The organism is Kutzneria sp. NPDC051319, assembly GCF_040682195.1.
GTDB lineage: Bacteria > Actinomycetota > Actinomycetes > Mycobacteriales > Pseudonocardiaceae > Kutzneria.
This window is the reverse complement of record NZ_JBFBAM010000057.1, coordinates 22,728-48,634: the sequence shown is the minus strand read 5'-3', so window position 1 is coordinate 48,634 and position 25,907 is coordinate 22,728. Positions and strand designations below refer to the sequence as shown.

16 protein-coding genes are annotated in these 25,907 nt (G+C 71.0%); 10 read left to right on the top strand and 6 right to left on the bottom strand.

Going from position 1 to position 25,907, the window contains the following annotated elements:
- Window positions 1-24: 24 nt before the first annotated feature.
- Entirely contained in the window at window positions 25-1,929 is a 1,905-nt protein-coding gene (locus tag AB0M73_RS36805; RefSeq protein ID WP_363901071.1) for an N-acetylmuramoyl-L-alanine amidase, read from the bottom strand.
- A gap of 196 nt (window positions 1,930-2,125) precedes the next feature.
- Between AB0M73_RS36805 and smc the strand changes: the two genes are divergently transcribed.
- The 4 genes from smc to AB0M73_RS36785 all read left to right on the top strand — a co-directional run bounded on the left by smc (window position 2,126) and on the right by AB0M73_RS36785 (window position 12,331).
- Window positions 2,126-6,076, top strand: coding sequence for a chromosome segregation protein SMC (gene smc, locus AB0M73_RS36800; RefSeq protein WP_363901068.1), 3,951 nt, complete (start codon window positions 2,126-2,128; stop codon window positions 6,074-6,076).
- A 327-nt stretch (window positions 6,077-6,403) separates the two neighbouring features.
- Window positions 6,404-9,649, top strand: coding sequence for a BTAD domain-containing putative transcriptional regulator (locus AB0M73_RS36795; RefSeq protein WP_363901065.1), 3,246 nt, complete (start codon window positions 6,404-6,406; stop codon window positions 9,647-9,649).
- 13 nt (window positions 9,650-9,662) lie between these two features.
- On the top strand, window positions 9,663-11,165 hold the full coding sequence (locus tag AB0M73_RS36790) for a GGDEF domain-containing protein (protein WP_363901062.1): 1,503 nt from the start codon (window positions 9,663-9,665) through the stop codon (window positions 11,163-11,165).
- On the top strand, window positions 11,162-12,331 hold the full coding sequence (locus tag AB0M73_RS36785) for an MFS transporter (RefSeq protein ID WP_363901059.1): 1,170 nt from the start codon (window positions 11,162-11,164) through the stop codon (window positions 12,329-12,331). Before AB0M73_RS36790 ends, AB0M73_RS36785 begins: the two co-directional genes overlap by 4 nt.
- Here the strand turns inward: AB0M73_RS36785 and AB0M73_RS36780 are convergent.
- Together AB0M73_RS36780 and AB0M73_RS36775 are read right to left on the bottom strand one after the other, a co-directional pair.
- Window positions 12,264-13,748 (bottom strand): sodium:solute symporter, encoded by a 1,485-nt coding sequence (locus AB0M73_RS36780; protein WP_363901056.1) that lies wholly within the window; start codon window positions 13,746-13,748, stop codon window positions 12,264-12,266. The genes AB0M73_RS36785 and AB0M73_RS36780 overlap by 68 nt on opposite strands.
- A complete protein-coding gene (locus tag AB0M73_RS36775) occupies window positions 13,735-14,892 on the bottom strand; it encodes an anhydro-N-acetylmuramic acid kinase (RefSeq protein ID WP_363901053.1) in 1,158 nt (385 codons plus the stop codon). Before AB0M73_RS36775 ends, AB0M73_RS36780 begins: the two co-directional genes overlap by 14 nt.
- Before the next feature lie 62 nt (window positions 14,893-14,954).
- On the opposite strand from AB0M73_RS36775, the gene ftsY reads away from it, so the two are divergent.
- From ftsY to AB0M73_RS36745, 6 genes are all read left to right on the top strand, one after another.
- Window positions 14,955-16,274, top strand: a complete 1,320-nt coding sequence (gene ftsY, locus AB0M73_RS36770) for a signal recognition particle-docking protein FtsY (RefSeq protein ID WP_363901049.1) — start codon at window positions 14,955-14,957, stop codon at window positions 16,272-16,274.
- A 161-nt stretch (window positions 16,275-16,435) separates the two neighbouring features.
- Entirely contained in the window at window positions 16,436-16,630 is a 195-nt protein-coding gene (locus AB0M73_RS36765; protein ID WP_043722798.1) for a DUF3311 domain-containing protein, read from the top strand.
- Window positions 16,627-18,105, top strand: a complete 1,479-nt coding sequence (locus AB0M73_RS36760; protein WP_363901045.1) for a sodium:solute symporter — start codon at window positions 16,627-16,629, stop codon at window positions 18,103-18,105. Before AB0M73_RS36765 ends, AB0M73_RS36760 begins: the two co-directional genes overlap by 4 nt.
- 186 nt (window positions 18,106-18,291) lie before the next feature.
- Window positions 18,292-19,620 carry an ammonium transporter gene (locus AB0M73_RS36755; RefSeq protein ID WP_363901042.1) on the top strand — a complete coding sequence of 443 codons (1,329 nt, stop codon included), beginning with the start codon at window positions 18,292-18,294 and terminating at the stop codon, window positions 19,618-19,620.
- On the top strand, window positions 19,617-19,955 hold the full coding sequence (locus AB0M73_RS36750) for a P-II family nitrogen regulator (RefSeq protein ID WP_363901039.1): 339 nt from the start codon (window positions 19,617-19,619) through the stop codon (window positions 19,953-19,955). The genes AB0M73_RS36755 and AB0M73_RS36750 overlap by 4 nt, the downstream gene beginning before the upstream one ends.
- Window positions 19,956-19,965: 10 nt before the next feature.
- Window positions 19,966-22,320 carry a [protein-PII] uridylyltransferase gene (locus tag AB0M73_RS36745; RefSeq protein ID WP_363901036.1) on the top strand — a complete coding sequence of 785 codons (2,355 nt, stop codon included), beginning with the start codon at window positions 19,966-19,968 and terminating at the stop codon, window positions 22,318-22,320.
- A 70-nt stretch (window positions 22,321-22,390) separates the two neighbouring features.
- On the opposite strand, the gene AB0M73_RS36740 is transcribed toward AB0M73_RS36745, so the two are convergent.
- Genes AB0M73_RS36740 through AB0M73_RS36730 form a run of 3 tightly spaced genes read right to left on the bottom strand, consistent with a single transcriptional unit; the run spans window position 22,391 to window position 25,861 of the window.
- Window positions 22,391-23,161 (bottom strand): hypothetical protein, encoded by a 771-nt coding sequence (locus tag AB0M73_RS36740; protein WP_363901033.1) that lies wholly within the window; start codon window positions 23,159-23,161, stop codon window positions 22,391-22,393.
- 4 nt (window positions 23,162-23,165) lie between these two features.
- Window positions 23,166-25,088, bottom strand: a complete 1,923-nt coding sequence (locus tag AB0M73_RS36735; RefSeq protein WP_363901030.1) for a hypothetical protein — start codon at window positions 25,086-25,088, stop codon at window positions 23,166-23,168.
- A complete protein-coding gene (locus tag AB0M73_RS36730; protein ID WP_363901027.1) occupies window positions 25,085-25,861 on the bottom strand; it encodes a hypothetical protein in 777 nt (258 codons plus the stop codon). The genes AB0M73_RS36735 and AB0M73_RS36730 overlap by 4 nt, the downstream gene beginning before the upstream one ends.
- Between the last annotated feature and the right edge of the window lie 46 nt (window positions 25,862-25,907).

The window sequence follows — 25,907 nt, the reverse complement described above, 5'->3', positions numbered from 1 at the left end:
CAGAGGTCGGCCCTTTTTTGTGTGCTACAGGGCCGGTAGGAGCTGCACGTCGTCGGCGTTGACGTACTCGACCCGGTGCCCGTACTGGATCTCGTAGTAGCGCATCTTGCCGGTCACCGGCTTGTTCTTGGTGCCGGTGGGATCCCAGACCGTCGGCAGGTACTGCGCCGGCGCGACACCGCCGAACACGTAGCGCTGTCCGGCGCCCAGTACGTACGGCTGCGGCACGATGGCCTGCGGCGTCACGCCGGCCGGGTAGGCCGAGGCCTCCGGGTAGGCGCGGCCGTAGATCGGCACGGATGCCTTGCCGGGCTTGGGAGCCACGACGACACCGGCCGCGAAGACGGCGTCGCGGGCGTGGAGCCAGCCCTTCTGTCCCAGGTACCAGACGGCGAGCCAGTCGCCCTTGCGGTCGGCGATCGCGTACTGCTGGCCCTCGGACACCCGGCTGCCGACGTCGTTGACGTCCATGGTCTGCGGCGTGCCGGTGGGGTGCAGCCCGATGTCGGTCAGCAGCGGCGAGCTGTCACTGGGCTGCGAGTGCAGCACGACCTCGCTGGAACCCCGCGCGGGGCAAGGGGTTCCGGCCTTGACGCAGCCGGTGAACGGCACGTTGTTGGTGGCCATGTCGGGGTGGATGGTCACCATGCCGAACGGCGGCGCCGGCAGCGACGGGAACCGCGGCGCGCCCAGCAGGCCGAAGTAGTGGTCCCAGTCCCAGTAGGGGCCGGGATCGGTGTGCTGCAGGGGGATGTTCGGCCCGGTGATGCCGGGCACGTTGTCGTGGCCGAGGATGTGCTGGCGGTTCAACGGGATCTGGTACTTGGCGGCCAGGTAGCGCACCAGCTTGGCCGACGAGCGGTACATCGCCTCGGTGTACCAGCCGGTCTGGGCCAGGAAGCCCTCGTGCTCGATGCCGATGGACCGCGCGTTGATGTACCAGTTGGCCGCGTGCCAGGCCACGTTGCGGGCCAGCACGTGCTGGTCGACATGCCCGTCCTGGGACCGGATCGTGTAGTTCCAGCTGACGTACTTGGGGTCCTGGATCAGGCCGAGCGTGGTGGCCCAGTCCGCCTCGGTGTCGTGGATGACGATGTAGTCGATCTTCTGCGTGGCCGGGCGGTTCGACGTGTCGTAGTTGCCGTAGTCGTCGACGCCGGGGCCGTACTGCGCGTAGGCGGCGGGATCCAGCTCGCACGACAGGCCGCGCGGGCACTCGGCGCCGTCGGACCTGGTGGTCGTCAGGTGCAGGTCGGCCAGCTGGCCGGTGTTCGGCGCCACCGAGGCGTCGGCACGCAGCGTGACCAGCTGTCCGTCGTCCGTGGTCCGGGTCTCACCCTGTTGGATGGTCTGGAAGACCTCGTCCGCGAAGTCGGCCGCGGAGCCGCTGTCGGTGGCGCCGCTGTACTTCGCGACGGCCGCGTACCAGTCGCCGGCGTTGCCGCCACGCTGTTTCTGGAACGACGCGAGCAGCGCGGCCCCGGCGCGGATGTTCTGCTTGGGGTCGCTGCGCACCGCCGCGGCGTCGACGCCCGCGAGCTGGGCCGCCTGCTGGACTGTCTGGAGTGCCGCCGCCGGCACGCCAGTCGGGGCGGGTGCGGGGTGCAGCGCCGGACGGCTGTCGTCGCCGCGGCCGTCGCTGTCGTCGAACTCGGCGCTCTTCACGGTGTTCGCCGTGGCGAAGTCCGTGAGGTGCATGGGGCCGTAGCCGGCGGCCACGCTGGGCGTGCCGGCGTAGGTGTTCCACTGGGATTCCAGGTACGACACGCCGAGGAGGACCTCGGCCGGGACGCCGAATTCGGCGGCCGCCGCGTCGTATGCCTGCTGCCTGTCGGATGAGGGCGATGGTGCCGCGGTGGCCGTGCCGGCGGACGGCAGCAGCAGCGCTACGCTGGCCGCAGTCGCCACCACGGCGAGGATTCTGGACATGGCGGAATTCTCCTGGGTAGCCGGATCACCGCTTACCGTGACGCCGGTCACCATCGCCGTCAAGAACTGACACACAATTGGCCCGGATCAGTTCATTGTTCACCGTTCGGCCCAGCGTGCGACTGGTCCGCCCGCCCGCCGGGTACCCTCTGCCGATAACCCGGCCGGAGCAAGCGACTCGACAAGGTAAACCGACGTGCACCTCAAGAGCCTGACGCTGAAGGGCTTCAAGTCCTTCGCCTCGGCGACGACGCTGCGCTTCGAGCCGGGCATCACCTGCGTCGTCGGCCCCAACGGCTCCGGCAAGTCCAACGTGCTGGACGCGCTGCGCTGGGTGATGGGCGAGGGCAGCGCCAAGGGCCTGCGCGGCGGCAAGATGGAGGACGTCATCTTCGCCGGCACCGCCGGCCGCGCCCCGCTCGGCCGGGCCGAGGTGACGCTGACCATCGACAACTCCGACGGCGCGCTGCCCATCGACTACACCGAGGTGTCGATCACCCGCCGGATGTTCCGCGAGGGCGCCACCGAGTACGAGATCAACGGCAGCTCCTGCCGCCTGCTGGACATCCAGGAGCTGCTCAGCGACTCCGGCATCGGCCGCGAGATGCACGTCATCGTCGGGCAGGGCCAGCTCTCGGCGATCCTGGAGTCCAAGCCCGAGGAGCGCCGCGCCTTCATCGAGGAGGCGGCCGGCGTCCTCAAGCACCGCAAGCGCAAGGAGAAGGCGCTCCGCAAGCTGGACGCCATGCAGGCCAACCTGACCCGGTTGACCGACCTGACCGCGGAGCTGCGCCGTCAGCTCAAGCCGCTGGGCAAGCAGGCCGAGATCGCCCGCCGGGCCCAGGCCGTGCAGGCCGAGCTGCGCGACTCCAAGCTGCGCCTGCACGCCGACGACCTGGTCATCCAGCGCGGCGACCTGCACCGCGACGAGGCCGACGAGGCGGCGGCGCGCGCCCGGCGCACCGAGGTCGAACAGCTGGTGCAGCAGGCGTCGGCCAAGCAGTCCGAGCTGGAGCAGCTCGTCGCCGAGGACGCGCCGATCCTGCAGCAGGCCCAGGAGACCTGGTACCGGCTGTCGGCGCTGGAGGAGCGGCTGCGCGGCACCGTGCGGCTGGCCGTGGAGCGTGCCCGGCACCTGTCGGCCCCGCCCGAGGCGTCCCGCGGCGGCCGCGACCCCGACGAGCTGGATGCCGAGGCCGAGCAGACCGCCGAGCGTGAGGCCGAGCTGAACGAGGCCGTCACCGAGGCCCGGATCGTGCTGGCCGAGAGCAGCGAGACCCGGGCCGAGCTGGAGCGCACGGTCACCGCCGCCGAGAAGGCCCACCTGGCCGCCGTGCGGCTGATCGCCGACCGCCGCGAGGGCCTGGCCCGGCTGACCGGCCAGGTCGAGGCGCTGCGCAGCAAGAACAACGCCTCCGCCGAGGAGATCGAGCGGCTGTCCACCTCGCTGGCCGAGGCCGGCGAGCGGGCCGAGATCGCCCGCATCGAGCTGGCCGAGCAGCAGGAGGTCACCGGCACCGAGGACGAGGGCGACGCCGGCGTCGAGGAACGGCACCTCCAGGCGGCCGAGGCCGAGAAGATCGCACGGGCCCGGGTCGAGGAGCTGGTCAAGGCCGAGCGCACGGCCGACAAGGAGATCTCGTCCTGGAAGGCCCGCGTCGACGCGTTGTCGTTGGGGCTGACCCGCAAGGACGGCGCCGGCGCACTGCTGGCCGCCGGCGACCGGCTGCCGGGCCTGCTCGGTTCCGTCGCCGCGTTGTTGACGGTGGAGCCCGGGGCCGAGGTGGCCCTGGCCGCCGCACTCGGCCCGGTAGCCGACGCCATCGCCGTGAACGGCGGTTCGGACGCCTTCGCCGCGCTGGAGCTGCTGCGGTCCTCGGATTCCGGTCGCGCCGGGCTGTTGATCGGCGCCGGCGGTCCCGTGCCGGACCGGTCGACGTGGCCGATGCTGCCGCCGGGTGCGCGCTGGGCCGTGGACTGTGTGCGGGCCCCCGAGGCGCTGCGGCCGGCCGTGGAACGCGCGTTGGAGAAGGTGGCCATCGTCGAGGACCTGCCGACCGCACGGTCGCTGGTCGGGCTGGGCCTGCGCGCCGCCACCCGTGAGGGTGATCTGCTCGGCGCCGACTGGGCCATCGGCGGTTCGGGCCGGGCGCAGAGCACCATCGAGGTGCAGGCCGCCGTCGACGAGGCGCAGGACAGGCTGGGCGCGGCCGAGCGGGCCCTGGAGCACGCCGGCGCCGCGCTGGCCGGGGCCCGGGCCGAGCAGCAGACCCGGCGCAACGAGGTCGCCGAGCTCAAGGAGCAGCTCAACGAGGCCAAGGTCCGGCGGGCCCGGTCCGGCGAGCGGATCAACCGGCTGCGCCAGGCCGTGCGGTCGGCCGAGGCCGAGGTGGAGCGCATCGGCGGCCAGCGGATCAAGCTGGAGCAGGCCCGCGAGGACGCCGTCGGCAAGCTGGCCGAGCTGGAGGAGCGGCTCGCCGCCGTGCAGGAGGAGGCGGTCGAGGAGGAGCCCGACACCGCCGAGCGCGACGAGGCCGCCAACCAGCTCAACCAGGCCCGGCAGACCGAGATGGACGCCCGGCTGTCGCTGCGCACCGCCGAGGAGCGGGCGCGTGCGTTGCAGGGCAAGGCCGAGCAGCTGCGTCGAGCCGCCCGCGCCGAGCGCGAGGCCCGCGAACGGGCCGAGCGGGCCCGAGCCGCTCGCGTGCGTGGCGCCGTCGTGGCCAACGCCGTGGTCGCCGGTGGTGAGACCGCGCTTCAGCGCATCGCCTCGTCGCTGCACCGCGCCGCCACCGACCGTGACGCCGCGCAGGCCCGCCGCGCCGACCGCGAGGCCGCGCTGGGCACCTTCCGCAGTCGCCTCCGGGAACTCACCACCGAGTTGGAGAAGCTGACCGACGCCGTGCACCGCGACGAGGTCGTGCGGGCCGAGCAGCGGCTGCGGCTGGAGCAGTTGGAGACCCGGATCGCCGAGGAGTTCGGCATCGGCCTCGACGACCTGGTCGCCGAGTACGGGCCCGACGCCATGGTGCCGCCCACGCCGACCGAGCTGGCCGAGTACGAGGCGGCCAAGGAGCAGGGCGAGGCCGTCACCGCGCCGCAGCCCATGCCGTACAACCGTGACGTGCAGGCCCGGCGGGCCAAGCGGGCCGAGCGGGACCTGGCCCAACTGGGCAAGGTCAACCCGCTGGCCCTGGAGGAGTTCGCCGCGCTGGAGGAGCGCTACAAGTTCCTGTCCACCCAGCTGGAGGACCTCAAGGCCACCCGGCGCGATCTGCTGACCGTGGTCAAGGAGGTCGACGACAAGATCCTCGAGGTCTTCACCGAGGCCTACTGGGACGTCGCCCGCGAGTTCGAGGTCGTCTTCAAGGTCCTGTTCCCGGGCGGCGACGGCAAGCTCGTGCTCACCGAGCCCGACGACATGCTGACCACCGGCATCGAGCTGGAGGCCCGCCCGCCCGGCAAGAAGGTCAAGCGCCTGTCCCTGCTCTCGGGCGGTGAGAAGTCCCTGGCCGCCGTCGCCATGCTGGTCGCCATCTTCCGCGCCCGCCCCTCGCCCTTCTACGTCATGGACGAGGTCGAGGCCGCGCTCGACGACACCAACCTGCGCCGCCTGATCTCCCTGTTCGAGCAGCTGCGGGAGAAGTCCCAGCTGCTGATCATCACCCACCAGAAGCCCACCATGGAGATCGCCGACGCCCTCTACGGCGTCTCCATGCGCGGCGACGGCATCAGCGCCGTGATCTCCCAGCGCCTGCGCAGCGGCAAGGTCGAGAAGGCCGTCGACAAGCCCGCGCCGACGGTGGAGGAACCGGAGACCCCGGCAGTCGAGGCTGCCGCATCCGTAGTCGAGGCCTCTCCGGCGGGCGAAGACCTGTCGGTGGTCGAGGAAGCGCCGGTGGTCGAGCCCTCCCCGGCAGTCGAGGACTCCCTGCTGATCGAGGACGCGCCAGCCGCCGAAGACTCCCGGGTGGTCGAAGGCTCACCGGCGGGCGAAGACCTGTCAGGGGCCGAGGGCTCCCAGGTGGTCGATGACGCGTGGGCAGTCGATGACGCGCCGGAACTCGTCGAGGATGTCGCGGTCGATGCCGGCGAGCCCACTGTGGACGTCTCGGCCGATGTGACCGAGCCCGAACCCACTTCCTGAACACGAGCCGCCCCGAACTCGGCCCGGCCCGCCCCGAAACATGGCCCACCCTGTCCCTGGGGGACCATCCCCGGACCATTCTACCAGCGGAGACCGGTAGTTGATCTTGGCGCGGGTGGGGCTGTGGACAACCGGTGGCGGCGGTCAGATCTGGGGACAACCGGCGGCATCGCCGACCGATCTCCGTGCTGGCAAGGGAATTTCCTGAGCTGCGTGGCCGAAAACCACCCGACAAAGGGATGTTTCGGGCGGGTGGCAAAAGTGGGGCAACCTCGGGTGCCTCAGGGGCGTGACCGGACCAATACCATCGGGACCCGAGGAGGGTCGATGAGCGGCGAGGGCATGCGGTTCCGCCTGCTGGGCCCGGTCGAGCTGGTTCGCGACGGCGGCGAGCCGGTGGCGGTCCGGGCGGGCAAGCACCGGATCGTGCTGGCGACCCTGTTGCTGCACACCGGTCGCACGGTCGGCGCGCAGGAGCTGATCGACAATCTGTGGGACGAGGACCCGCCGGACGGGGCCCGGACCACGTTGCGCGCCTACGTGATGCGGCTGCGGCAGGCGATCGGCGTGCCGGACCTGATCACCACGGTGACCGACGGCTACCGGGTGGACGTGCCGGCGGACGACGTGGACGCGGGCCGCTTCGACCGGCTGCTGGCCGAGGCCAGGAACGCGGAGCCGGTCCGGGTGATCGAGCTACTCACGGCGGCGCTGGAGCTGTGGCGGGGACCAGCCCTGGCCGACGTGCCGAGCCCGCGGCTGCGTGAGCACGAGGCGGTGGCGCTGGACGAGCGTCGGCTGCTGGCGGCGGAACTGCGCCTGGACGCGCAGCTGACGCTGGGCCGCCACCACGAGCTGATCACCGAGCTGCGGGCGCTGACCACGGCCAACCCGCTACGGGAACGGTTCTGGGCCCAGCTGATGCTGGCGCTGTACCGGTCGGATCGGCAGGCCGAGGCGCTGACGATCTACCACCACGTGCGACGGCTGCTGGCCGACGAGCTGGGCGTGGAGCCGTCCACGGAGCTGCGCGACCTGCACCAGGCGATCCTCACGAGCGATCCGAAGCTGGCCCCGCCGACGTCCGCCCCGAGCATCAGCGCGCAGGCGCCGGTGTTCCAGATGCCGGCGCGTGGCGGCGAGTTCGTCGGCCGAGAGACGGAACTGGCCCGGGTCAAGGCATTGCTGGCGCCGGCGGAGCTCGATCTCGCGGTGCCGGTGGTGACGCTGTCGGGCCCGGCTGGCGTCGGCAAGACCGCGTTGGCCGTGCGTGCGGCGACCGATCTGAGACAACGTTTTCCCGACGGCCAGCTGTTCGTGCATCTGCGCGGGCAGGCGCCGGCACATCCACTGCTGCCGGGGGAAGTGCTGCCGCGGCTGCTGCGCGCGTTGGGCGTTGTCCCGCACCAGATTCCGACCGATGAAGACGAGCAGATCTCGCTCTACCGCTCGCAACTGGCCGGCAAGCGGATGCTTTTGGTCCTTGACAACGCTGTCACTCCGGATCAGGTCCGCCCGCTGCTGCCCGGGGAACCGGGCTGCGCTGTCCTGATCACCAGCCGGAACGCGCTGCGCGGCCTGATCGTGTTGCAGGGCGCGAGCCCGGTGAGCCTGGATGTGTTGGCGGCCAACGACTCTCGCGCACTGCTGGTCGCGCTGCTCGGCGAGCGGGTGGTGCGGGCCGAGCCCGAGGCAGCGGCCGAGCTGGCCACGCTGTGCGCGCACCTGCCGCTGGCGCTGCGCTTCGCCGCCGGCGTGATTGGCGACGGCTCCATCGCCGACTACGTCCGCCGGCTGCGCAAGGGCGGCCTGCTGACCGCCCTTGACGTCGAGGAGGACGAGGAAGCGGCCCTGCACGCAACCTTCGACCTCGCCTACGAGGCGTTGCCTCCGGTGGCCGCCCGGATGCTGCGGCTACTCGGGTCCACGCCGATCCTCGAGTTCGGCATGCTGGCCACCGCCTCGCTGGCCGTCCTCGAGTACGACGAGGTCGAGGCAGTGCTGGACCTGTTGGACCGGGCGCACTTGATCGACCGACACCAGCCCGACCGGTTCCACCTTCCCGACCCGGTCCGTCGCCACGCCGCCGCCTTGGCCGAGCCCGAGGAACGCGAGCCGGCGCTGACCCGCTTGCGGGACAGCCTTCTGCACACCGCGGCGACGGCGGTCGGGGTGCTGGGCCTCGCGCCGCCGTTCGACATCGCGCTGCCCGAGCCGGTCGACGGCGCGCTGGTCTGCCGGACGGTCGATCGCGACCTGGCCGTCAGGAGGCTCGACGACGAACGGGCCACCCTCGTGGCCCTGGTCCGCGACGCCGCCGACGCGGGGTTGCCGATGGGCTGGCGGCTGGCCGTGGTGCTCAGCCGGTTCCTGATCACCGGCCGGCATTCGGTGGACGCCGTGGCCACGGCCCAGGCCGCTCGCCGACTGGCCGCACAGCTCGGCGACGTCTTCGGTGAGGCCGCCGCGAACTACTGCCTGGCCACGGCCCACGCCGACCTCGGTCAGACCCGGCCGGCCCTGGACCACCTGGAGCAGGCCGTCGAGCTGTTCCGGGAGACGGGATCCACCGCGGGCGAGGCGGCGGCGCTGAGCGCGTTGGCCGCGACCCACGCGGAGTTAGGGGTCACGGAGCGGGCCGCGCCGAACGCGACCGACGCGCTGTCGCTGGCCCGCGCGGCCGGGGCGACCGAGACCGAGGCCAAGACCCTGTCCCGGCTCGGCTACATCTACTTCGACCTCGGCCACTTCGACGAGTCGGTGGCGTTCCTGGAGCAGGCGCTGGACTGCTACCGGCAGATCGGCTCGCGGCCGGGCGAGGCCCTGGTGCGCAACAACATGGCCAACTCCTACCGGGAGCTCGGCCGCTACGCCGATGCCACCACGCAGATGACCGAGTCGTTGCGGATCCGCCGGGAACTGGGCGGCGAGGACGAATTCGACGTTCTGGACACGTGCGCCGGGGTGCACCTGGACATGGGCCGACACGAGCTCGCCCGGCGCGAGGCCGAGGAGTCGCACGAGCTCGCGGTCCGGGTCGGCGCTCGTGGGGCGACTGTGAACGCGCTGAACACGTTGGGCGCGCTCGACCGAGCCGAGGGCCGACCGGAATCGGCACTGCGACGCCACGGCGAGGCGTTGCAGCTCAGCCGGGGCATCGGGTTCGGCAACGGCGAGCTTCGGTCACAACTCGGCCTGGCCTGGACCAAGCTGGCGCTGGGTGAGCCGTCCTCGGCCCTCGCGCACGCCCGGCAGGCGCTGGACATCGGCGACGCGGCGACCATGCGCTGCGCCGAGGCGGCGACACTGCACGTGATCGCCGAGATTCAGTTGGCGTCGGGTGAGTCGGGCCCGGCCGTCGATCGCGCCGAGGCCGCGGTGGCGCTGGCCGCACGGACGGGCCAGCGCCTCGTCGAGGGAAGGGCGCTGCTCACGGCTGGTCGGGGGCACCGGGCGCGGGGTGCGACCGCGGCGGCCAGGCGGGCGTGGGAACGGGCGGCACAGGTGCTGGGCGCACTCGGGGTGCCCGAGGCGGGGGAGGCCGTCGACCTGCTTCACGGTGACGGAGCGTGAGACGAACGGGGCCATGTCCGTCGGACGGGGACGGGCGCCGGACCGCCGTCTGCGCGAGAATAAGGAGCTCAGCCTTCGCGAGTCGCCATGTCGGTCGCCTCCTCCGGGTACGCGGGACGTACGGCCGACTACGCTGACGGCAGACACGTCGGGTGGTTGTCGATGCGGAGCGGTCGAACTAGAGGGGGTGTCGAGTTCCATTATGGCACTTCTCGGTATCGCCTTGCGCACAAGTATCGCACGTTTCCGTGACATGAGCGCCGCGGTGCCGAACTGGGATGTGTGGAAGCAGGCGACCGGCTGGCTCGCATTCGCACTCGTCTGCGAGTTCGCGGCGGTGGCCCTGCCGATAACCGACGCGGTGCGGTTTCCGCAGCACGGAATGGATTTGTGCTGGCTGGGCGTGCTGCTGGTGCTCGGCATCGGGCAGGCCGAGCTGTCGGCCCGGATCGAGCGGATGCGCCGCTGGATGTCGGGCGAGACGCACATCAACATGACCTCGGTCTGGTACCTGGCCGGCGCGGTCCTGCTGACCCCGGCCATGGTCTCCCTGCTGGCCGCGCTTCTGTATCTCCACCTGTGGATCCGGGTGTGGCGGCACGTGCGGGCCCGCCCGCCGCACCGGGTCGCGGTCAGCACGGCGTGGGCCCTGCTGTCCTGTTTCGCCGCCTCTTCGGTGCTGCGAGTGACCGGTCTCGGCTCGCTGGACGAGGGCGTGCCGGGCGCGTGGCGGGCCGCGGCGATCGTGCTGACAGCCGCTCTGGTGTTCGAATTGGTCAATGCTTGCTTGGCCGCGACCGGAATTTTCCTGTACGGCCGGAAACGGTCGAGGCAGGCGTTGTTCGGCACCTGGAGCGACAACGCGCTCGAAACGGTAACGCTGTGTCTCGGTGGTCTCGCGGCCCTGTCTTTGGTCTACCAGCCGGTGCTCGTGCTCCTCGTGCTGCCGCCGTTGTTGATGTTGCACAGAAGCGTCCTGGTGAAGCAGTTGGAAGTCGCCGCGAGCACCGACGACAAAACGGGATTGCTTAATGCACTTGCATGGCATGATTCCGCACAACGCGAATACTCCAGGGCGATACGCGAGAATAGAACCTTCGGCGTACTGATGGTCGACCTGGACTACTTCAAACGGGTCAACGACACCTACGGCCACGTGGCCGGCGACGTGGTGCTGAAGGCCGTCGCCGACACCCTGCGCGGGCAGGTCCGCGACTACGACGTGGTCGGCCGCTTCGGCGGCGAGGAGTTCGCCGTGCTGCTGCCTGGCTCCGCCGAGGCGGGCGCCCTGACCGCCGGCGAGCGGATCCGCGGCGCGATCGCGGCGATGATCGTCGCCGTGCCGCTGGACGGCACTCAGGCCGAGGTCGACGGCCTGACGGTGTCGATCGGCTGCGCCGTGCACCCGACCGCCGGCGACACCCTGGAGAAGCTTCTGCTGGCCGCCGACACCGCCCTGTACCGGGCGAAAAGCGCTGGCCGAAACCGGGTCGTGAGCAGTACACAGACTTCGTGAGGGCCTACTACACGGCGGCCACGCTGGCCCGCCTCGGTGACGAGATGGTCGGCCCGGCCCTCGCCGTATACCTGCTGACCCGTGGCACAAACCCCGCACTGACCGGCATCACGCTCGCCGCCTACGCCCTCCCGTCCATGCTGACCGGCCCGCTGCTCGGGTCCTGGTTGGACGGCACGCGCCACCGCCGCGCCGCGTTGGCCGGCAACCAGGTCGCCCTCGCGATGGCGATGATCGGCATCGTCGTCACGCCGAGCTGGGCCGGGCCGCTGCTCGCCGCGCTGGCCGGCCTGGCGCTGCCGATGACCAGCGCCGGCTTCTCCGCGATGGTGCCGGGTCTGGCCGGCCCGGCCCGGTTGACCAGGGCCAATTCCATGGACTCGCTGTCGTTCAGCGCGGCGGCGATGGCCGGCCCGGCCACCGTCGGCCTGCTGGCCGGGCTGATCACGCCGACCGGGGCAGTGCTGGCCATTGCCACCGCCGCGGTCGGCAGTGTCGCGGCGCTGGCCTTCATCGCGCCGGTGCCGCCCAGCCCGCACGGCCGTCAGCCGGTGCTCACCGGCCTGCGGCACATGGTTCGCACACCCAGGCTGCGCGCCGTCACGCTGGCCACCACGCTCAGCTGGGGCTCGACCGGTCTGCTGATCGTCGTGTTGACCGAGCGCACCGACCAGCTCGGCGTGGGCGAGAAGTCGTCCGGTTTTGTCCTCACGGCCATGGAAATCGGCTGTGTCATCACGAACATCGCGCTGATTCGGCTCCAGGACCGTTGGTGGACGGTGCTGGTCTCGCTCGCCGGCTACGGCATCGCGCTGGCCAGCTGGTCGCTGGCCGGCAGTTTCCCCGTGCTGCTGGCCCTGGCCGTGGCCGCCGGGCTGGCACTCGGCCCACAGTTCCCGGCCCTGCTGGCCGCCCGCCAGCGGTACAGCCCGCCCGAGCTGCTCGGCCAGGTCGGCGCGACCGGAGCCAGCCTCAAGATCGGGGCCTACGCTCTCGGCTCCGCCCTCGTCGGTCCGCTGCGGACAGTCCTCAGCCCCGTCGGCGTCATCGCCGTCGTCGGCCTCATGCAGATCGTGGCGGCGTTGTCGGGCTGGGCGGTCAGCCGGTGGCCACGGGAGTCCGAGCCCGATGCCGTAGCGACAGCAGACCGCCGACGATCAGCGTGATGATCACGCCGGTCAGCGTGTACCAGGGGAAGGCCAGCCCCACCGACTTGCCGCCGACGGTGAACTTCAACGACACGATGACCGCCATCGCCGCCACCGTGACCAGGAAGGCCGTCACCGCGTCGGCCTGAGTGGCCCGCTTGACCAGCAACCCCAACGCGAACGAGCCCAGCAGGGCGCCGTAGGTGTAGCCGGTGATGCCGAGCCCGAGCTCGATCACCGGGCCCTTGGTGCTGGAGAACATCGACGCGAACACCACGAAAACCGCCGCCCACACCAGAGTCCAGATCCGCCCGTGCCGCAAAGCCGAATCCTCGGGCAGCGGTTGTTTGCGGAACCGCTCGTACAGGTCGGTGACCGTCGAGGTGGACAGGGCGTTCAGCGCGGAGGCCAGCGCGCCCATGGTGGACGCCAGGATGCCGGCGATCAGCAGGCCGGCCACGCCGACCGGCAGGTCCTCGACGATGAACTTGGAGAAGAAGCCGTCGGTGTTGGTCAACCCCAGCGAGGCCGGCGCCGCCCCGTGGTACAGCACCCACAGGCCGGCCCCGACCAGCAGGAACAGTCCGAACTGGACGAACACGATGATGCCGCTGCCGATCAGCGCCTTCTGGCCGTCACGCAGGCTGCGGGTGGCCAGAAGCCGTTGCACGATCAGCTGATCCGTGCCGTGCGAGGCCATCGCGAACACCGCGCCGCCGACGATCGCCGTCACGAACGCGTACTGGCTGAACAGCGGATTGGACGAGAAGTCGAAGAACTGCAAGCGGTTTCCGGCCGCGGCCACCGACAACCAGTTGCTCGGCAGCCTCGACGCCAGCACACCGACCGCCACCAGCGCGCCGCCGAGGTAGAGCGCCAGCTGCACCACGTCCACCCACACCACCGACCGAACCCCGCCGACGTAGGTGTAGATCACGGTGAGCACGGTCAGCCCCAGCACGATGTGCCAGTACGCGGTGTGAATCCCGTAGCTGGCCAGGATCGCCTGGATCGGGATCGCGCCGGCGAACAGCCGCACGCCCTCGGCCAGCAGCCGTGTCACGACGAAGGCCAGCGAGGCCACGCCCTGCGCGGCGGTGCCGAAGCGCTGACCCAGGAAGGCGTACGCGGTGACGAGATTTCCCTTGAAGTAGCGGGGAAGCAGGATGATCGACACCAGGATTCGGCCGACGATGTAGCCCAGCGCCAGCTGGAGGTACGTGAAACCGGTGCCCCACACCAGACCCGGCGTGCTGATCACCGTCAGCGTCGAGGTTTCCGTTGCCACCACGGACAGGCAGACCGCCCACCACGGCAGGTTCCGGCCGCCGAGGAAGTAGTCCGCTCCGGTGCGCTGCTTTCCCCGCAGCAGCAGGCCGATGACCGGCATGGCGAGCAGGTACAGCGCGATGATGACCAGGTCAGCCGGATGCATCGGGCACCTCCACAACGCGCAGCTTGGACACGGGAACCTCGGGCGGTGGCGGCGGGCGCAGCGGTCCGCGGCCGGGCGTCACGGAACCGAGCAGGCGGCCGTTGGCCGGCACGCCCTGCCAGGTCAGGAAGCCGAGCAGGGCCGTCAGATAGCCCTCCTTGGCGTCGCTGGGCAGGCCGAAGTCGTCGCTGACGCACAGCTCCGCCGGCTCCAGGTGCCGTCGGAGGGCCCGCATGAGAGTCGGATTGCGCACGCCGCCGCCGGAGGCCACGACCACATCCGCGCCGTGCTTGCGGCAGGCGTCGGCCACCGTGATGGCGGTCAGCTCGACCAGCGTGGCCATCACGTCTTCGACGAGCCGGTGCTCGGTGCCGTCGAGATAGCCGACGTGGAACAGCTCCTTGCCGGTCGACTTCGGCGCCGGCCGCGCGTAGTACGGCTCCCGCAGCAGGAGATCGAGCAGATCCCGCTGCACGGTCCCGTCGGCGGCCAGCTCGCCGTCCTCGTCCTGGTGGAGGCCGACCCGGCGGGCCACGAGATCCAGCAGCGCGTTGCCGGGGCCGGTGTCGTAGGCGACGGGTCCGTGGCTTGGCGCGAGGAAAGAGGTGTCGGGCGTGACGACGGTGATGTTGGCGATGCCGCCGATGTTGAGTGCGACCCAGGTCCGGTCGTCACGGCCGCCGAGCCACAACGCGTCGAGGATCGCCGCCAGCGGCGCGCCGTGACCGCCGCGGGCGACGTCACGGGCCCGGATGTCGGCGACCGTCGGCAGGCCGGTGACCTCGGCGATCCACGCCGGCTGGCCGAGCTGGAGCGTTCCTTCGCAGCGGTCGCCCTCGACCCAGTGGTAGATGGTCTGCCCGAGCGAGGCGACGAGCTCCAGGTCAGGGTGCTGCGCAAGCGTTTGCGCGGCGGCGTCGGCAAACGCTTGCCCGACCCGGGTGTCGAGCTGGCACAGCTTCGCCGCGGTGCAGTCACGCGGCGGCAGCGCGGCCAGCAGGTCGGCGTGCACGTGCGGGGGATAGGGGAAGGCGTCGGCGCGCAGCGGCGTCAGCTCGATGGTGTCGCCGGTCAGGCGCAGGTCGGCCACGGCGGCGTCGATGCCGTCCATGGACGTGCCGGAGATCAGGCCGAGCACCTTCATGCACATTTCTTACCAAACCTGACGTCGATGCGTTAGATGTTGGCAAGGGCCCGAATGCGAGGATGGGTGCCGTGATTCCTACCAATCTCATCGTGATCGGCGCCGTCGTGCTGGCGGTCCTGCTCGTCGCCCTGGTGGTCGGGCTCGTGCTGGCCCGCCGTCGGCGCATCGACATGACGAGGAAGGAGGAGCTGGACAAGCCCAGGGCCGGCGGTTACCAGGCCGGCGGTGGGTTCAACCTGTCGACCGGCGGCGGGACCGCCACGGCCGAGCCCGTGAAGCATCCCGTCGAGGAACGCACCGAGGTCGACGGCCAGCCCGGCGTCGGCGACGACGCCTCCGTGCCTCGCGATTCGGTGCGGCCCACCCTGGTCGACGTCGACCTGCCCGAGCCCGTCGAGCCTGTTGTCGAGGCGGCCCCCGAGCCTTCGGCGACGCCCGAGCCCGAGCTCGACGAAATCGCGCCGACCGAGGGCCGCATGGAGCGGCTGCGCGGCCGGCTGGCCCGTTCCCAGACGATGTTCGGCAAGAGCCTGCTGGGCCTGCTCGGCGCCGGCGACCTCGACGAGGACTCCTGGGAGGAGATCGAGGACCAGCTGCTGATGGCCGACCTCGGCGCGGCCACCTCGGCCGAGATCGTCGCCTCGCTGCGCACCAAGATCGTGTCCCAGGGCGTGCGCGACGCCGCCCAGGCCCGGGCCCTGCTGCGCGAGGTGCTGATCGAGGCGCTGCACCCCGACATGGAACGGGCCGTGCGGGCGCTGCCCAACGACGGCAAGCCGGCCGTGCTGCTGGTCGTCGGCGTCAACGGCACCGGCAAGACCACCACCACCGGCAAGCTCGCCCGCGTGCTCGTGGCCGACGGCCGGACCGTGCTGCTCGGGGCCGCCGACACTTTCCGTGCCGCCGCCGCCGAGCAGCTGGCCACCTGGGGTTCCCGCGTCGGGGCCGAGATCGTGCGGGGCAGGGAAGGCGCCGACCCCGCCGCCGTCGCCTTCGACGCCGTCAAGCAGGGCGTGGACGCCAAGGTCGACGCCGTGCTCGTCGACACCGCCGGCCGCCTGCACACCAAGACCGGCCTGATGGACGAGCTCGGCAAGGTCAAGCGGGTCGTGGAGAAGCAGGCCCCGGTCGACGAGGTGCTGCTCGTGCTGGACGCCACCACCGGCCAGAACGGCCTGACCCAGGCCCGCGTGTTCGGCGAGGTCGTCGACGTCACCGGCGTCGTGCTGACCAAGCTCGACGGCACCGCCAAGGGCGGCATCGTCTTCCAGGTGCAGCGCGAACTCGGCGTCCCGGTCAAGCTGGTCGGCCTCGGCGAGGGCCCCGACGACCTGGCCCCCTTCGAACCCGCCGCCTTCGTCGACGCGCTGCTGGGCTGAGTTCGCCGCCCCGCGACGAAACGTCCCATCATCATGAGGCTGTTGTGTTACAGCCCGTGGGCAGGTCTTGACACACCGTCGGAGTGCGACGTTGGATTCGCGTCAAACCTGGGAAGGGGATTCCGTATAGCGGAATTGCCGGGCTGCTGCGGGGAGGCTCGATGCGACCACGCCACCTGCTGGGCGTGCTGCCGGTGCTGGGAATGCTCGGCGGCGCCTGGTTCGCCGACCGGACCGAGCCGTACGTGCTCGGCCTGCCGTTCATCCTGTTCTGGATGCTGGCCTGGGTCGTGCTGACCTCGGTGATCCTGGCCGTGATCTACAAGCTCGACCCGGCCAACCGGAGCGGCGAGTGACCGCGCTGCTGGTGGTCGCGGCCACCGTGCTGGTCGCGGTGGCGCTGGCGGTGCGGGCCCGCCGCGGCCGGGACATGGACCTGGAGCAGTGGAGCGTCGGCGGCCGGGGCTTCGGCTCGGTCTTCGTGTTCCTGCTGATGGCCGGCGAGATCTACACGACCTTCACCTTCCTCGGCGGCTCGGGCTGGGCCTACGGCAAGGGCGGGCCGGCCTTCTACATCCTCTGTTACGGCTCCATCGCCTTTGTCATGTCGTACTGGCTGCTGCCCACCCTGTGGCGCTACGGCAAGCGCAAGAACCTGCTGTCCCAGGCCGACTTCTTCACGGCCAAGTTCGACAGCCCGGGCCTGGGCGTGCTGGTGTCGCTGGTCGGCGTGGTGGCGCTGGTGCCGTACCTGGTGCTCCAGCTCAAGGGCCTGGGCATCATCGTGTCCGAGACCTCCGGCGGGCGGATCCCGTACGCGGTGTCGATCATCGCCGGCACCGTGGTGCTCGCGGCGTACGTGACGATCTCCGGCGTGCGCGGCTCGGCATGGACCGCCGCGCTCAAGGACGTGCTGATCCTGGTGGTCGTCGTGTTCCTCGGCATCTACCTGCCGGTGCACTACTTCGGCGGCTTCGGCTCCATGTTCCACGCCATCGACGCCGCCAAGCCGGGCTTCCTCACGCTGCCCTCGAAGGGCATGAGCCCGACCTGGTTCGTGTCCACGGTGCTGCTGTCGGCCTTCGGCTTCTACATGTGGCCGCACTCGTTCAGCGCCGTCTACACCGCCCGCGACGAGCGGGTGTTCCGGCGCAACGCGGTGGTGCTGCCGCTCTACCAGCTGATCCTGCTGTTCGTGTTCTTCGCCGGCTTCGCGGCCGTGTTGGTGGTGCCGGGTCTGAAGGGCAGCGACGGCGACCTGTCGCTGCTGCGCATCACCGCCAAGACCTTCGACCCGTGGTTCGTCGGCGTGGTCGGCGGCGCGGGTGTGCTGACCGCCCTGGTGCCGGGGTCGCTGATCCTCATGACCGCGGCGACGATGCTGGCCAAGAACGTCTACCGGGTGGCCCGGCCGGCCACCACCGACCGTCAGGTCGCGGTGCTGGCCAAGATCCTGGTGCCGGTGGTCGCGGTGGTCGCCCTGTACTTCACGTTCAACGGCGGCGACACCATCGTCTCCCTGCTGCTGATGGGCTACTCCCTGGTCACGCAGCTGTTCCCGGCAATGGTCCTGAGCCTGTGCCGCCGCCGGGTGGTCAACACCCTCGGCGCGGCCGCCGGCATCGTGGTCGGGGTGGCGATCGTCGCGGCGTTCACGATCAGCGGGGCGACCATGGCCGGCCTGGCCCCGTGGCTGCCGCAGCCGCTCAAGGACCTGAACACGGGCGTGGTGGCGCTGGTGGCCAACGTGCTGGTGCTGGGCCTGGTCACCATGATCACCCGTCGCCACCGTGCGGTACGGGGTGCGCCGTCCGAGGCGGCCGCGGTGTGAGAACGGGCGACGCACAGCTGCCCGACCGCTGACGGAACGTCACCGAAACCGGACGGGTAGGGCCGCGGAAATGCCCTGTTAACACCGCACCGCCGACAGTTCACGCCCGCGAAACATGAGACTAAGGCCCGCGAAACAGCCGCTGACGAAGCTTCCGTGCAACTGGCGCCCGCACGGGAGGACGATGTGAACACAGGAGACACCGCCTGGGTGTTGGCCAGCGCTGCGCTGGTCATGCTGATGACACCGGGACTCGCCTTCTTCTACGGCGGCATGGTCCGCTCCAAGAGCGTGCTGAACATGCTCATGCTGAACTTCATCGCGCTCGCCGTGGTGACCGTGCTGTGGATGCTGTACGGCTACAGCGAGGCGTTCGGCAACGACTCGTTCGCGGGGCTGTTCGGCAACTTCGACAACGCGGGCCTCGCCGGCACCGTCGGCCAGCTGACCGGGCCGAAGGACCACCAGATCCCGGTGCTGGCCTTCGTCATGTTCCAGCTGATGTTCGCCGTCATCACCCCGGCCCTGATCTCCGGCGCGATCGCCGACCGGACCAAGTTCTGGTCCTGGGTGATCTTCCTGGGCGTCTGGGTCACCATCGTCTACTTCCCGGTCGCGCACTGGGTGTTCGCCTTCGACTCGTCCGACGGCTCGGTGCTCGGCGGCTGGCTGGCCAACAAGGTCAAGGCGCTCGACTTCGCCGGCGGCACCGCGGTCCATATCAATGCCGGCGCCGCGGGCCTGGCGCTGGCGCTGCTTCTCGGCCGCCGCAAGGGCTGGCCGAAGGAGCCGATGCGTCCTCACAACGTGCCGTTCGTGCTGCTGGGCGCCAGCCTGCTGTGGTTCGGCTGGTACGGCTTCAACGCCGGCTCCGCGTTGGCGGCCAGCGACCTCGCCGCCGTCGCCTTCACCACGACCACCGTCGCCACGGCCGCCGCCGTCCTCGGCTGGCTGATCACCGAGCAGGTCCGTGACGGCAAACCCACAACACTGGGCGCCGCTTCCGGCGCGGTGGCCGGACTTGTGGCCATCACACCGGCCTGTGCCTTCGTCAACCCACTGGGCGCGGCGGCCATCGGCCTCATCGCCGGCGTGGTCTGCGCCCTGGCCGTGGGCCTGAAGTTCCGCCTCGGCTTCGACGACTCCCTCGACGTGGTCGGCGTGCACCTGGTCGGCGGCATCATCGGCACCCTGCTGATCGGCTTCTTCGGCACCACCAGCGTCAACTCGGCCGGGGCCGACGGCCTGTTCTACGGCGGCGGATTCACCCAGTTGGGCCGGCAGGCCATCGGCGCGTTCTCGGTGCTGGCCTACTCTTTCGTGATCACCTTCGCCATCGGCTGGGTCATCAAGAAGACGATCGGGTTCCGCGTCGAGGCCGAGGCCGAGGTCACCGGCATCGACGAGAGCGAGCACGCCGAGACCGCCTACGAGTTCGGCGGCATCTCCGGCGGCGGCCGGAGCGCGGGCAAGGCCCTGGGTGTCGGCACGGTCCTGGAGGGAAGCAAGTCATGAAGCTGGTGACGGCGATCATCAAGCCGTTCGTGCTGGACGACGTCAAGGCGTCGCTGGAACGGCTGGGCGTGCTGGGCATGACGGTCAGCGAGGTGCAGGGCTTCGGCCGGCAGAAGGGGCACACCGAGGTCTACCGCGGCGCCGAGTACGCCGTCGACTTCGTGCCCAAGCTGCGCATCGAGGTGCTCATCGACGACCTGACCGCGGACAAGGTCGTGGACGCCGTGGTCGAGGCGGCCCGCACCGGCAAGATCGGCGACGGCAAGGTCTGGGTCGTGCCGGTGGAGACCGTGGTCAGGGTGCGGACCGGGGAACGCGGCAACGACGCGCTGTGAAAGGTCTGGCATGACGGATCTGGGGGCTGTCACGGCCGATGACCTGGTGCGGGCACGGGATCTCCTGCTCAAGCCCGCACCCGGTCATCGCCGGCTACCGGCCGACGCCTTGCGTGAGGCGCTGGTCGACCTGCACGAATTCTGGCTCACTGCCCACGCCGGCGCCGCCGGCGTGGGCAGCGGGGCCGCGCTGGTGGCGGTCGGGGCGTTGGGGCGCAGGGACTTCGTGCCCGGCTCGGACCTCGACCTCGTTCTCGTCCACAATGGACGCAAGGACATCGACTCCGTCGCCGAGAAGCTGTGGTACCCGCTGTGGAACTCCGGCATCGGCCTCGACCACTCGGTGCGGACCGTCGGCGAGGCGCTGCGCGTCGCCGGCAGCGACCTGCGGGTGGCGCTGGGCCTGTTGGAGGCCCGATTCCTGGCCGGCGACCAGGAAGTGGCCGAGCGGCTGATCAGCTCCGCCCGGCAGCAGTGGCGGGCCGGCATCCGCGACCGCCTCGACGAGCTCACCGACCAGGCCAAGCGGCGCTGGGCGACGTCGGGCGAGGTGGCCCACCGGGTCGAGCCGGATCTCAAGCACGGCCGCGGCGGGCTGCGGGACGTTCAGCTCGTGGATGCCCTGGCCGTGGCCCAGGTCATCGACCGTCCCGGCACGGATGTCGAGCAGGCGCGGGAACTGCTGCTCGATGTGCGCACGGAACTGCGGCGGGCCAGCGGAAAATCCCGTGACGTGCTCCACGCGCAGGAGGGCGACGAGGTCGCCTCCGCGCTGTCCATGGGGGACCGTTTCGGCCTCGCCCGGGCCTTGTCGTCGGCCGGGCGGACCGTCGTCTACTCCGTGGATGTCGCCCTCCGATCGGCCCGGGCCGCCGCCCCCCGCAAGGGAATCGGCGCTTTCGGCCGTTCCGCGCTGCGGCGTGGCCCGGCCCGGCGGCCGTTGGACGACGGCGTCGTCCTGCACGGCAACGAAGTCGCCCTGGCCCGCGACGCCATCCCCAGCCGTGACCCCGGGCTGCTGCTCCGCGTCGCCGGCGCGGCCGCCCGGGCCAACACCCCCATCGCGCCCGGCACCTTGACCCGGCTCGCCGATTCCTCCCCCGAGCTCCGCAAGCCGTGGCCGCGGGAGGCCCGGGAGGAGCTGCTCGGCCTGCTGGGCACCGGTCCCGGCCTGATCGACGTCGTCGAGGCGTACGACCGGACCGGCTTGTGGGGCCGGCTTTTCCCGGAGTGGGGCGCCGTTCGGGACCTGCCGCCGCGGGACCTCGCGCACACCTGGACCGTCGACCGGCACCTCGTGCAGGCCACCGCCCAGGCCGCCCGCCTGGCCACCACCGTCTCCCGGCCCGACCTGTTGCTGCTGGCCGCACTGCTGCACGACATCGGCAAGGGCCGCGACGCCGACCACTCCGAGGTCGGGGCCGCGCTGGCCACCCAGATCGGCGAGCGACTCGGCCTGTGGCCCAACGACGTCCAGTTGCTGTCCTCCGCCGTCCGGCACCACTTGTTGTTGCCGCACACCGCAACCCGCCGTGACGTGGAGGACGACGCCACCGTCGCCCGCGTCGTCGAGACGCTCGGCGGCGACCCGGCCCTGTTGGAGATCCTGCACGCCCTGGCCGAGGCCGACTCCCTCGCCACCGGCCCCGGCGTGTGGACCGACTGGAAGTCCGGGCTCATCGCCGACCTCGTCCGGCGCTGCCGCTCCGCCATGGCCGGCGAGCCCTCGCCCCGGCCCGAGCCCCTCGACGCCTCCCAGCAGTCCTTGGCGCAGAACGTCTCCCTGTCCGGCAAGCCCGACGTGCTCATCACCGCCGACGGCCAGTCCGCCACCGTCACCGTCGTCGCCCCCGACCGCCCCGGCCTGCTCTCCCGCGCCGCCGGCGTCCTGGCCCTCAACTCCCTGGAAGTCCACTCCGCCGCCCTGCGCTCCCACTCCGACGTCGCCGTCGACGTCTTCTCCGTCTCCCCGCGCTTCGGCTCCCTGCCCGACCCCGGCCTCATCCGTGAGCAGCTCACCCGCGCCATCGCCGGCGAGCTCCCCCTGGCCGACCGCCTCGCCGCCAAGGAACGCGACTACGGCGGTCCCCCCACCGACGCCCCACCCCCTCGTGTCCTCTGGTTCGACGACGAGGCCTCCTCCGCCATCGTCATGGAGCTCCGCGCCGCCGACCGGATCGGCCTGCTCCACCGCCTCGCCGCCACCCTCGAAGCCGCCAAGCTCGACATCCGCTGGGCCAAGGTCGCCACCCTCGGCGGCACCGTCGTCGACTCCTTCTGCCTCGTCCCCCAGGACGGCGACCGCCTCCACCCCACCCGCCGCCGCGAAATCGAACGCGCCGTCCTGGCCGCCGCCCGAGGCTGACCCCCACGCCATCAACCCCACGACGTTCGGAAGGGACCATTCCTCCACTCGGAGTGGAGCAAGTGCGCCTTCACGTCACCAGTCCCGGCGTGTCGAGGCGCTGCCGCACCAGGGCGGCGAGGTCGGCCTGTCCGAAGGTGGCCAGGGTTTTCGCCAGCTGGTCGCCGAGCAGGGCCCGGCTCCACTCGTCGAGGGGAGCGAACAACGTTTCGGCCGCGGCGACGAACTGCTCCTCCGGCGACATGGCCGCCGGGACCGGCACGGACCGCCCGTGCACGGTGTCGCTGAGCCGCCTCAGCGGTTCGATCATGTCGGCGGCCTGTGCCACCTGGCCCTGATTGCGCGACACCCACCACGCCAGCGCCTGCTGCGGGTCGCGCAGCATCTCGGCGACGAAGTCGCGCTCGTGCCGCTCCAGCTCCTTCTGGTGCCGCCAATCCAGCAGTTGCCGGTCCAGGTCGAGCTTGCGCCGCACGGCCTGCAGGTCGGCGTCGGCCACCGCCAGCGCGACTTCGTCCGCCCATACCCGCAGCTGCCCGGTCAGCTCGAACCGGTAACCGCCGAGCACTGCCGTGAGTTGGTGCTGCACGTCATCGCGATCGGTCAGCTCGGCTTGGCCCGCCACTTCCGCCGCCCGCTGGAGCACGGAGTGCCGGGCGACGTCGTAGACGCTCGGGTGCGGCTCGGCGCCGGGCCGGCTCTGCTGGGAGAACACGCGGCACGAGAAGCGGAAGTTGAAGCCCGAACTGGCACTGCGCAGTTCCACGTCGCGCAACTGGATCACCATCGGCGGCGGCAGCTCACGCGGGCCGAAGAGCACCTCGAACAGTTCTCGCAGCATGCCGTCACCCCTGTCCACCGGGCGCGGTCTGCGCCAGGTTCAGCACCGAATCGATCTTCGCGTCGAGCCGTTGGCCCACCGACTGCCGAGCGGGCCGGTCCTCGGCGATCCAGCCGGCGGCGGCGGCACGCAGCCAGCCCAACGACGACGTCCGACCGTCGCAGGCCCGGACCAGCAGTGCCAGCACGTCATCGTCCGAAGTGGACAGCCAGGCGTGCAGCGTCGGCAGGCTGTCCGCCCGGCCGAACGCCCCGCGCCACGCGGCCAGCACCAGGTCGTGGTCCGGCAGTTCGGCGGGATCGACAAGCCGGCCGAACAGGACCGCGTCCCGACCGGGGACGCCGTCCCGCAGCCGGCTGACGACGCGGCCCAGCAGCCACCACCGTTCCCGCACGCCGACGGCCAGCCGCAGCAGCGCTTCGACGGCCGCGGCGCCGACCGTGTCATCCCGATGCGCGGTGAGGAGGTGTAGACGGATCATCGCCGGTATCGGATACGTCGGCCCGAGGACGTTCTCGCATACGGAGATCAGCACGCCGGCCAACCGCGGCGACGCCGCGGGATCACGCGCCCAGTCGTAGACCCGGCGACGGAATCGCCAACCGTGCCGAGAATGCAGCACGGCCTCACCCAGGGCCTGCACCGCAAGGGCACTTGTCCGAGAGCTTCCGGCCGACCACCTCTCGACCGCGTGCAGCACCTCGGACACGCTGCCGTGCTCCAGGGCGACGGAAGTGAACCGCCCGGCCACGTTCTCCCGGTCGTCGTCGGTCATGACCGACCTCGCCAACCCGGGCACGCGCTCCACCCACCGCGCCAGCTTCGGCCGCAGGCCGGGAAATTCACGCCAGGTGTGGGCCAACACGGCCTCGCCGTGATGGGGGTGGGCGAACTGGACCCGGCCGTCGGCCATCTTCGCGTCGACCTCGGTCAGCCGCGCCGTCAAGCCGGGGCGGGCGAGCGGATGGTCATCGGGCTCGGGCAATGCCAGCAGGCGCAGCAGTTCCCGATCGGACTCGAAGATGGCGTCGGCCGGGCCCCCTTCGAGCAGGGCCGCCGATATCGCCAGGCTCCGCCATGCCGCCTCCGGATGCTTCTCGAACAACTCCGTCAGCTCGTACAACTGGGCCCTCAGGCAGGCCAGTGCCCGGGGCAACGCTTCCGACCATGGCATCGGCGCGGCCATCTCGTTGGCGATGAGCTCGGCGAGTTCGGCGAGTTCACCGGCACGAGGAAACCTGAACATGTCCGACAAGGCGGGATTGGGTGCTCCCGCAGCGATGCCTTGTGCGGCGAGGTGACGTTCGAAGAGCTGTTGCGCCAGCTCCGAAGTGAGCGTCAGCTCCACCCGCGGCCCGTGCTCGATCGCGCCCGGCACATGCCGCTCGTAATCGGGCAGCACCACCGCCAGCAGGCTGTCGACCGCGGCGACCCGGGCCATCAGCGGGCCCAGTTGTCCGGCCACTCGAAGGAAATCCGGCATGTCCATGGTGGACAGATCCAGCAACAGCGGCCCGTCACCCCGAACCTGGTCGACGTCCAGCACGGGCTCGTGATCGTCGCTGAGGTTGACGTCCAGCTGGCCGATCCGGCTTGCTGTGCCGATCCGGTGCAGCAGGACCGCGGCGGCGGTGGCCCGGCCGGCGCCGGCCTGACCGGCCAGCAGCACCGACCGCCGATCCGTCAATACCGCCTGGGCCCGGGCGAATCCCTTCGGCTCGACGAAGCGCGCGGACAGCTCGGTGAGGAGGCGCTGCGAGAACCACCGGTTGGTCGTTACCCGCTCGGCCACCCGCTGACCGGCCAACTGGAGCAGGTAGATGGTGTCCGCGGTGATCTTCTCGATGGCGTTCACCGTGCCGCTGTTGTTGCCGACCACCGCGCCGTGGTTGCGCTCGACGTCGCCGATCTTGATCGACTCGGTCATCGCCGGCCGCCGGTCTGGATGGCTCCGCTGTTGTTGCCCACGACCGCGCCCCGGTTGCGATTGACCTTGCCGATCTGCACCGACGCCGGCACGTCGGCGCGCGGGCCCTCCGCCGGGACGACGGGTTGCCGCGGCGCGAAGCCGGTGGCCAGCAGCTCGCCGGACGGCGCCGGCACGTGCAGGTAAGCCGTGCCCTGGTACGACTTCACCTGCACCGGGGCGGCCACGAAGCTGTCGGCGCTGAGGCTGCTGTAGCCGCCGACGACCACGTCCTCGTAGACCCGGGCGGAAATGATGGTGGCAACCAGGGTCACCTCGGGGTTGGACCGGACGAGCAGGTCCTTCACCGGATCCGCGTCGAGCAGGCGATGGGTCTCGATCCGTGCCGCCCCCTGGCCGTCACGGATCGAGGGCCCTTCCTTGTCGGTCAGCGGGCCGACACTGATGCTGACCCGCATCCGTTGCGGGCGGGCGCCGTTGCGCCGCGCGCGGTCGACCAGTTCCGCCTGGAGTGTGGCGGGGAACAGGTCCAGCAGGGTGGGCAGCACGCGGGTGCGAAAGCCCATCGCGCAGCCGTCGCCGGTGTGGTCGAAGAACTTCGCTTCGCTGTGCAGGTAGCCGTGTCCCATGCGCTGGAACGTGTCGCGCAGCAGGACCGGGATGTCCGCGCCGATCCGTCCCTGGTCGACGGCCTCGACGCCGCTGAAGTCCTTCAGATCGACGGCGAGCATCGCGCGGTAGGGCGGCAGGGGAGTGCTGTGCTGGGCGGGCATGGTGTCGGCCTCCTCGAATCCGTTGCCGTCGACTCTTCGCCGGACG

What these genes read in the sequence shown, in the direction of transcription:
- AB0M73_RS36805 (WP_363901071.1), bottom strand. Translation starts at nt 1,929, where the DNA reads ATGTCCAGAATCCTCGCCGTGGTGGCGACTGCGGCCAGCGTAGCGCTG.
- AB0M73_RS36795 (WP_363901065.1), top strand. Translation starts at nt 6,404, where the DNA reads ATGAGCGGCGAGGGCATGCGGTTCCGCCTGCTGGGCCCGGTCGAGCTG.
- AB0M73_RS36790 (WP_363901062.1), top strand. Translation starts at nt 9,663, where the DNA reads ATGTCCGTCGGACGGGGACGGGCGCCGGACCGCCGTCTGCGCGAGAAT.
- AB0M73_RS36780 (WP_363901056.1), bottom strand. Translation starts at nt 13,748, where the DNA reads ATGCATCCGGCTGACCTGGTCATCATCGCGCTGTACCTGCTCGCCATG.
- AB0M73_RS36775 (WP_363901053.1), bottom strand. Translation starts at nt 14,892, where the DNA reads ATGAAGGTGCTCGGCCTGATCTCCGGCACGTCCATGGACGGCATCGAC.
- ftsY (WP_363901049.1), top strand. Translation starts at nt 14,955, where the DNA reads ATGGGTGCCGTGATTCCTACCAATCTCATCGTGATCGGCGCCGTCGTG.
- AB0M73_RS36765 (WP_043722798.1), top strand. Translation starts at nt 16,436, where the DNA reads ATGCGACCACGCCACCTGCTGGGCGTGCTGCCGGTGCTGGGAATGCTC.
- AB0M73_RS36750 (WP_363901039.1), top strand. Translation starts at nt 19,617, where the DNA reads ATGAAGCTGGTGACGGCGATCATCAAGCCGTTCGTGCTGGACGACGTC.
- AB0M73_RS36745 (WP_363901036.1), top strand. Translation starts at nt 19,966, where the DNA reads ATGACGGATCTGGGGGCTGTCACGGCCGATGACCTGGTGCGGGCACGG.
- AB0M73_RS36740 (WP_363901033.1), bottom strand. Translation starts at nt 23,161, where the DNA reads ATGCTGCGAGAACTGTTCGAGGTGCTCTTCGGCCCGCGTGAGCTGCCG.
- AB0M73_RS36735 (WP_363901030.1), bottom strand. Translation starts at nt 25,088, where the DNA reads ATGACCGAGTCGATCAAGATCGGCGACGTCGAGCGCAACCACGGCGCG.
- AB0M73_RS36730 (WP_363901027.1), bottom strand. Translation starts at nt 25,861, where the DNA reads ATGCCCGCCCAGCACAGCACTCCCCTGCCGCCCTACCGCGCGATGCTC.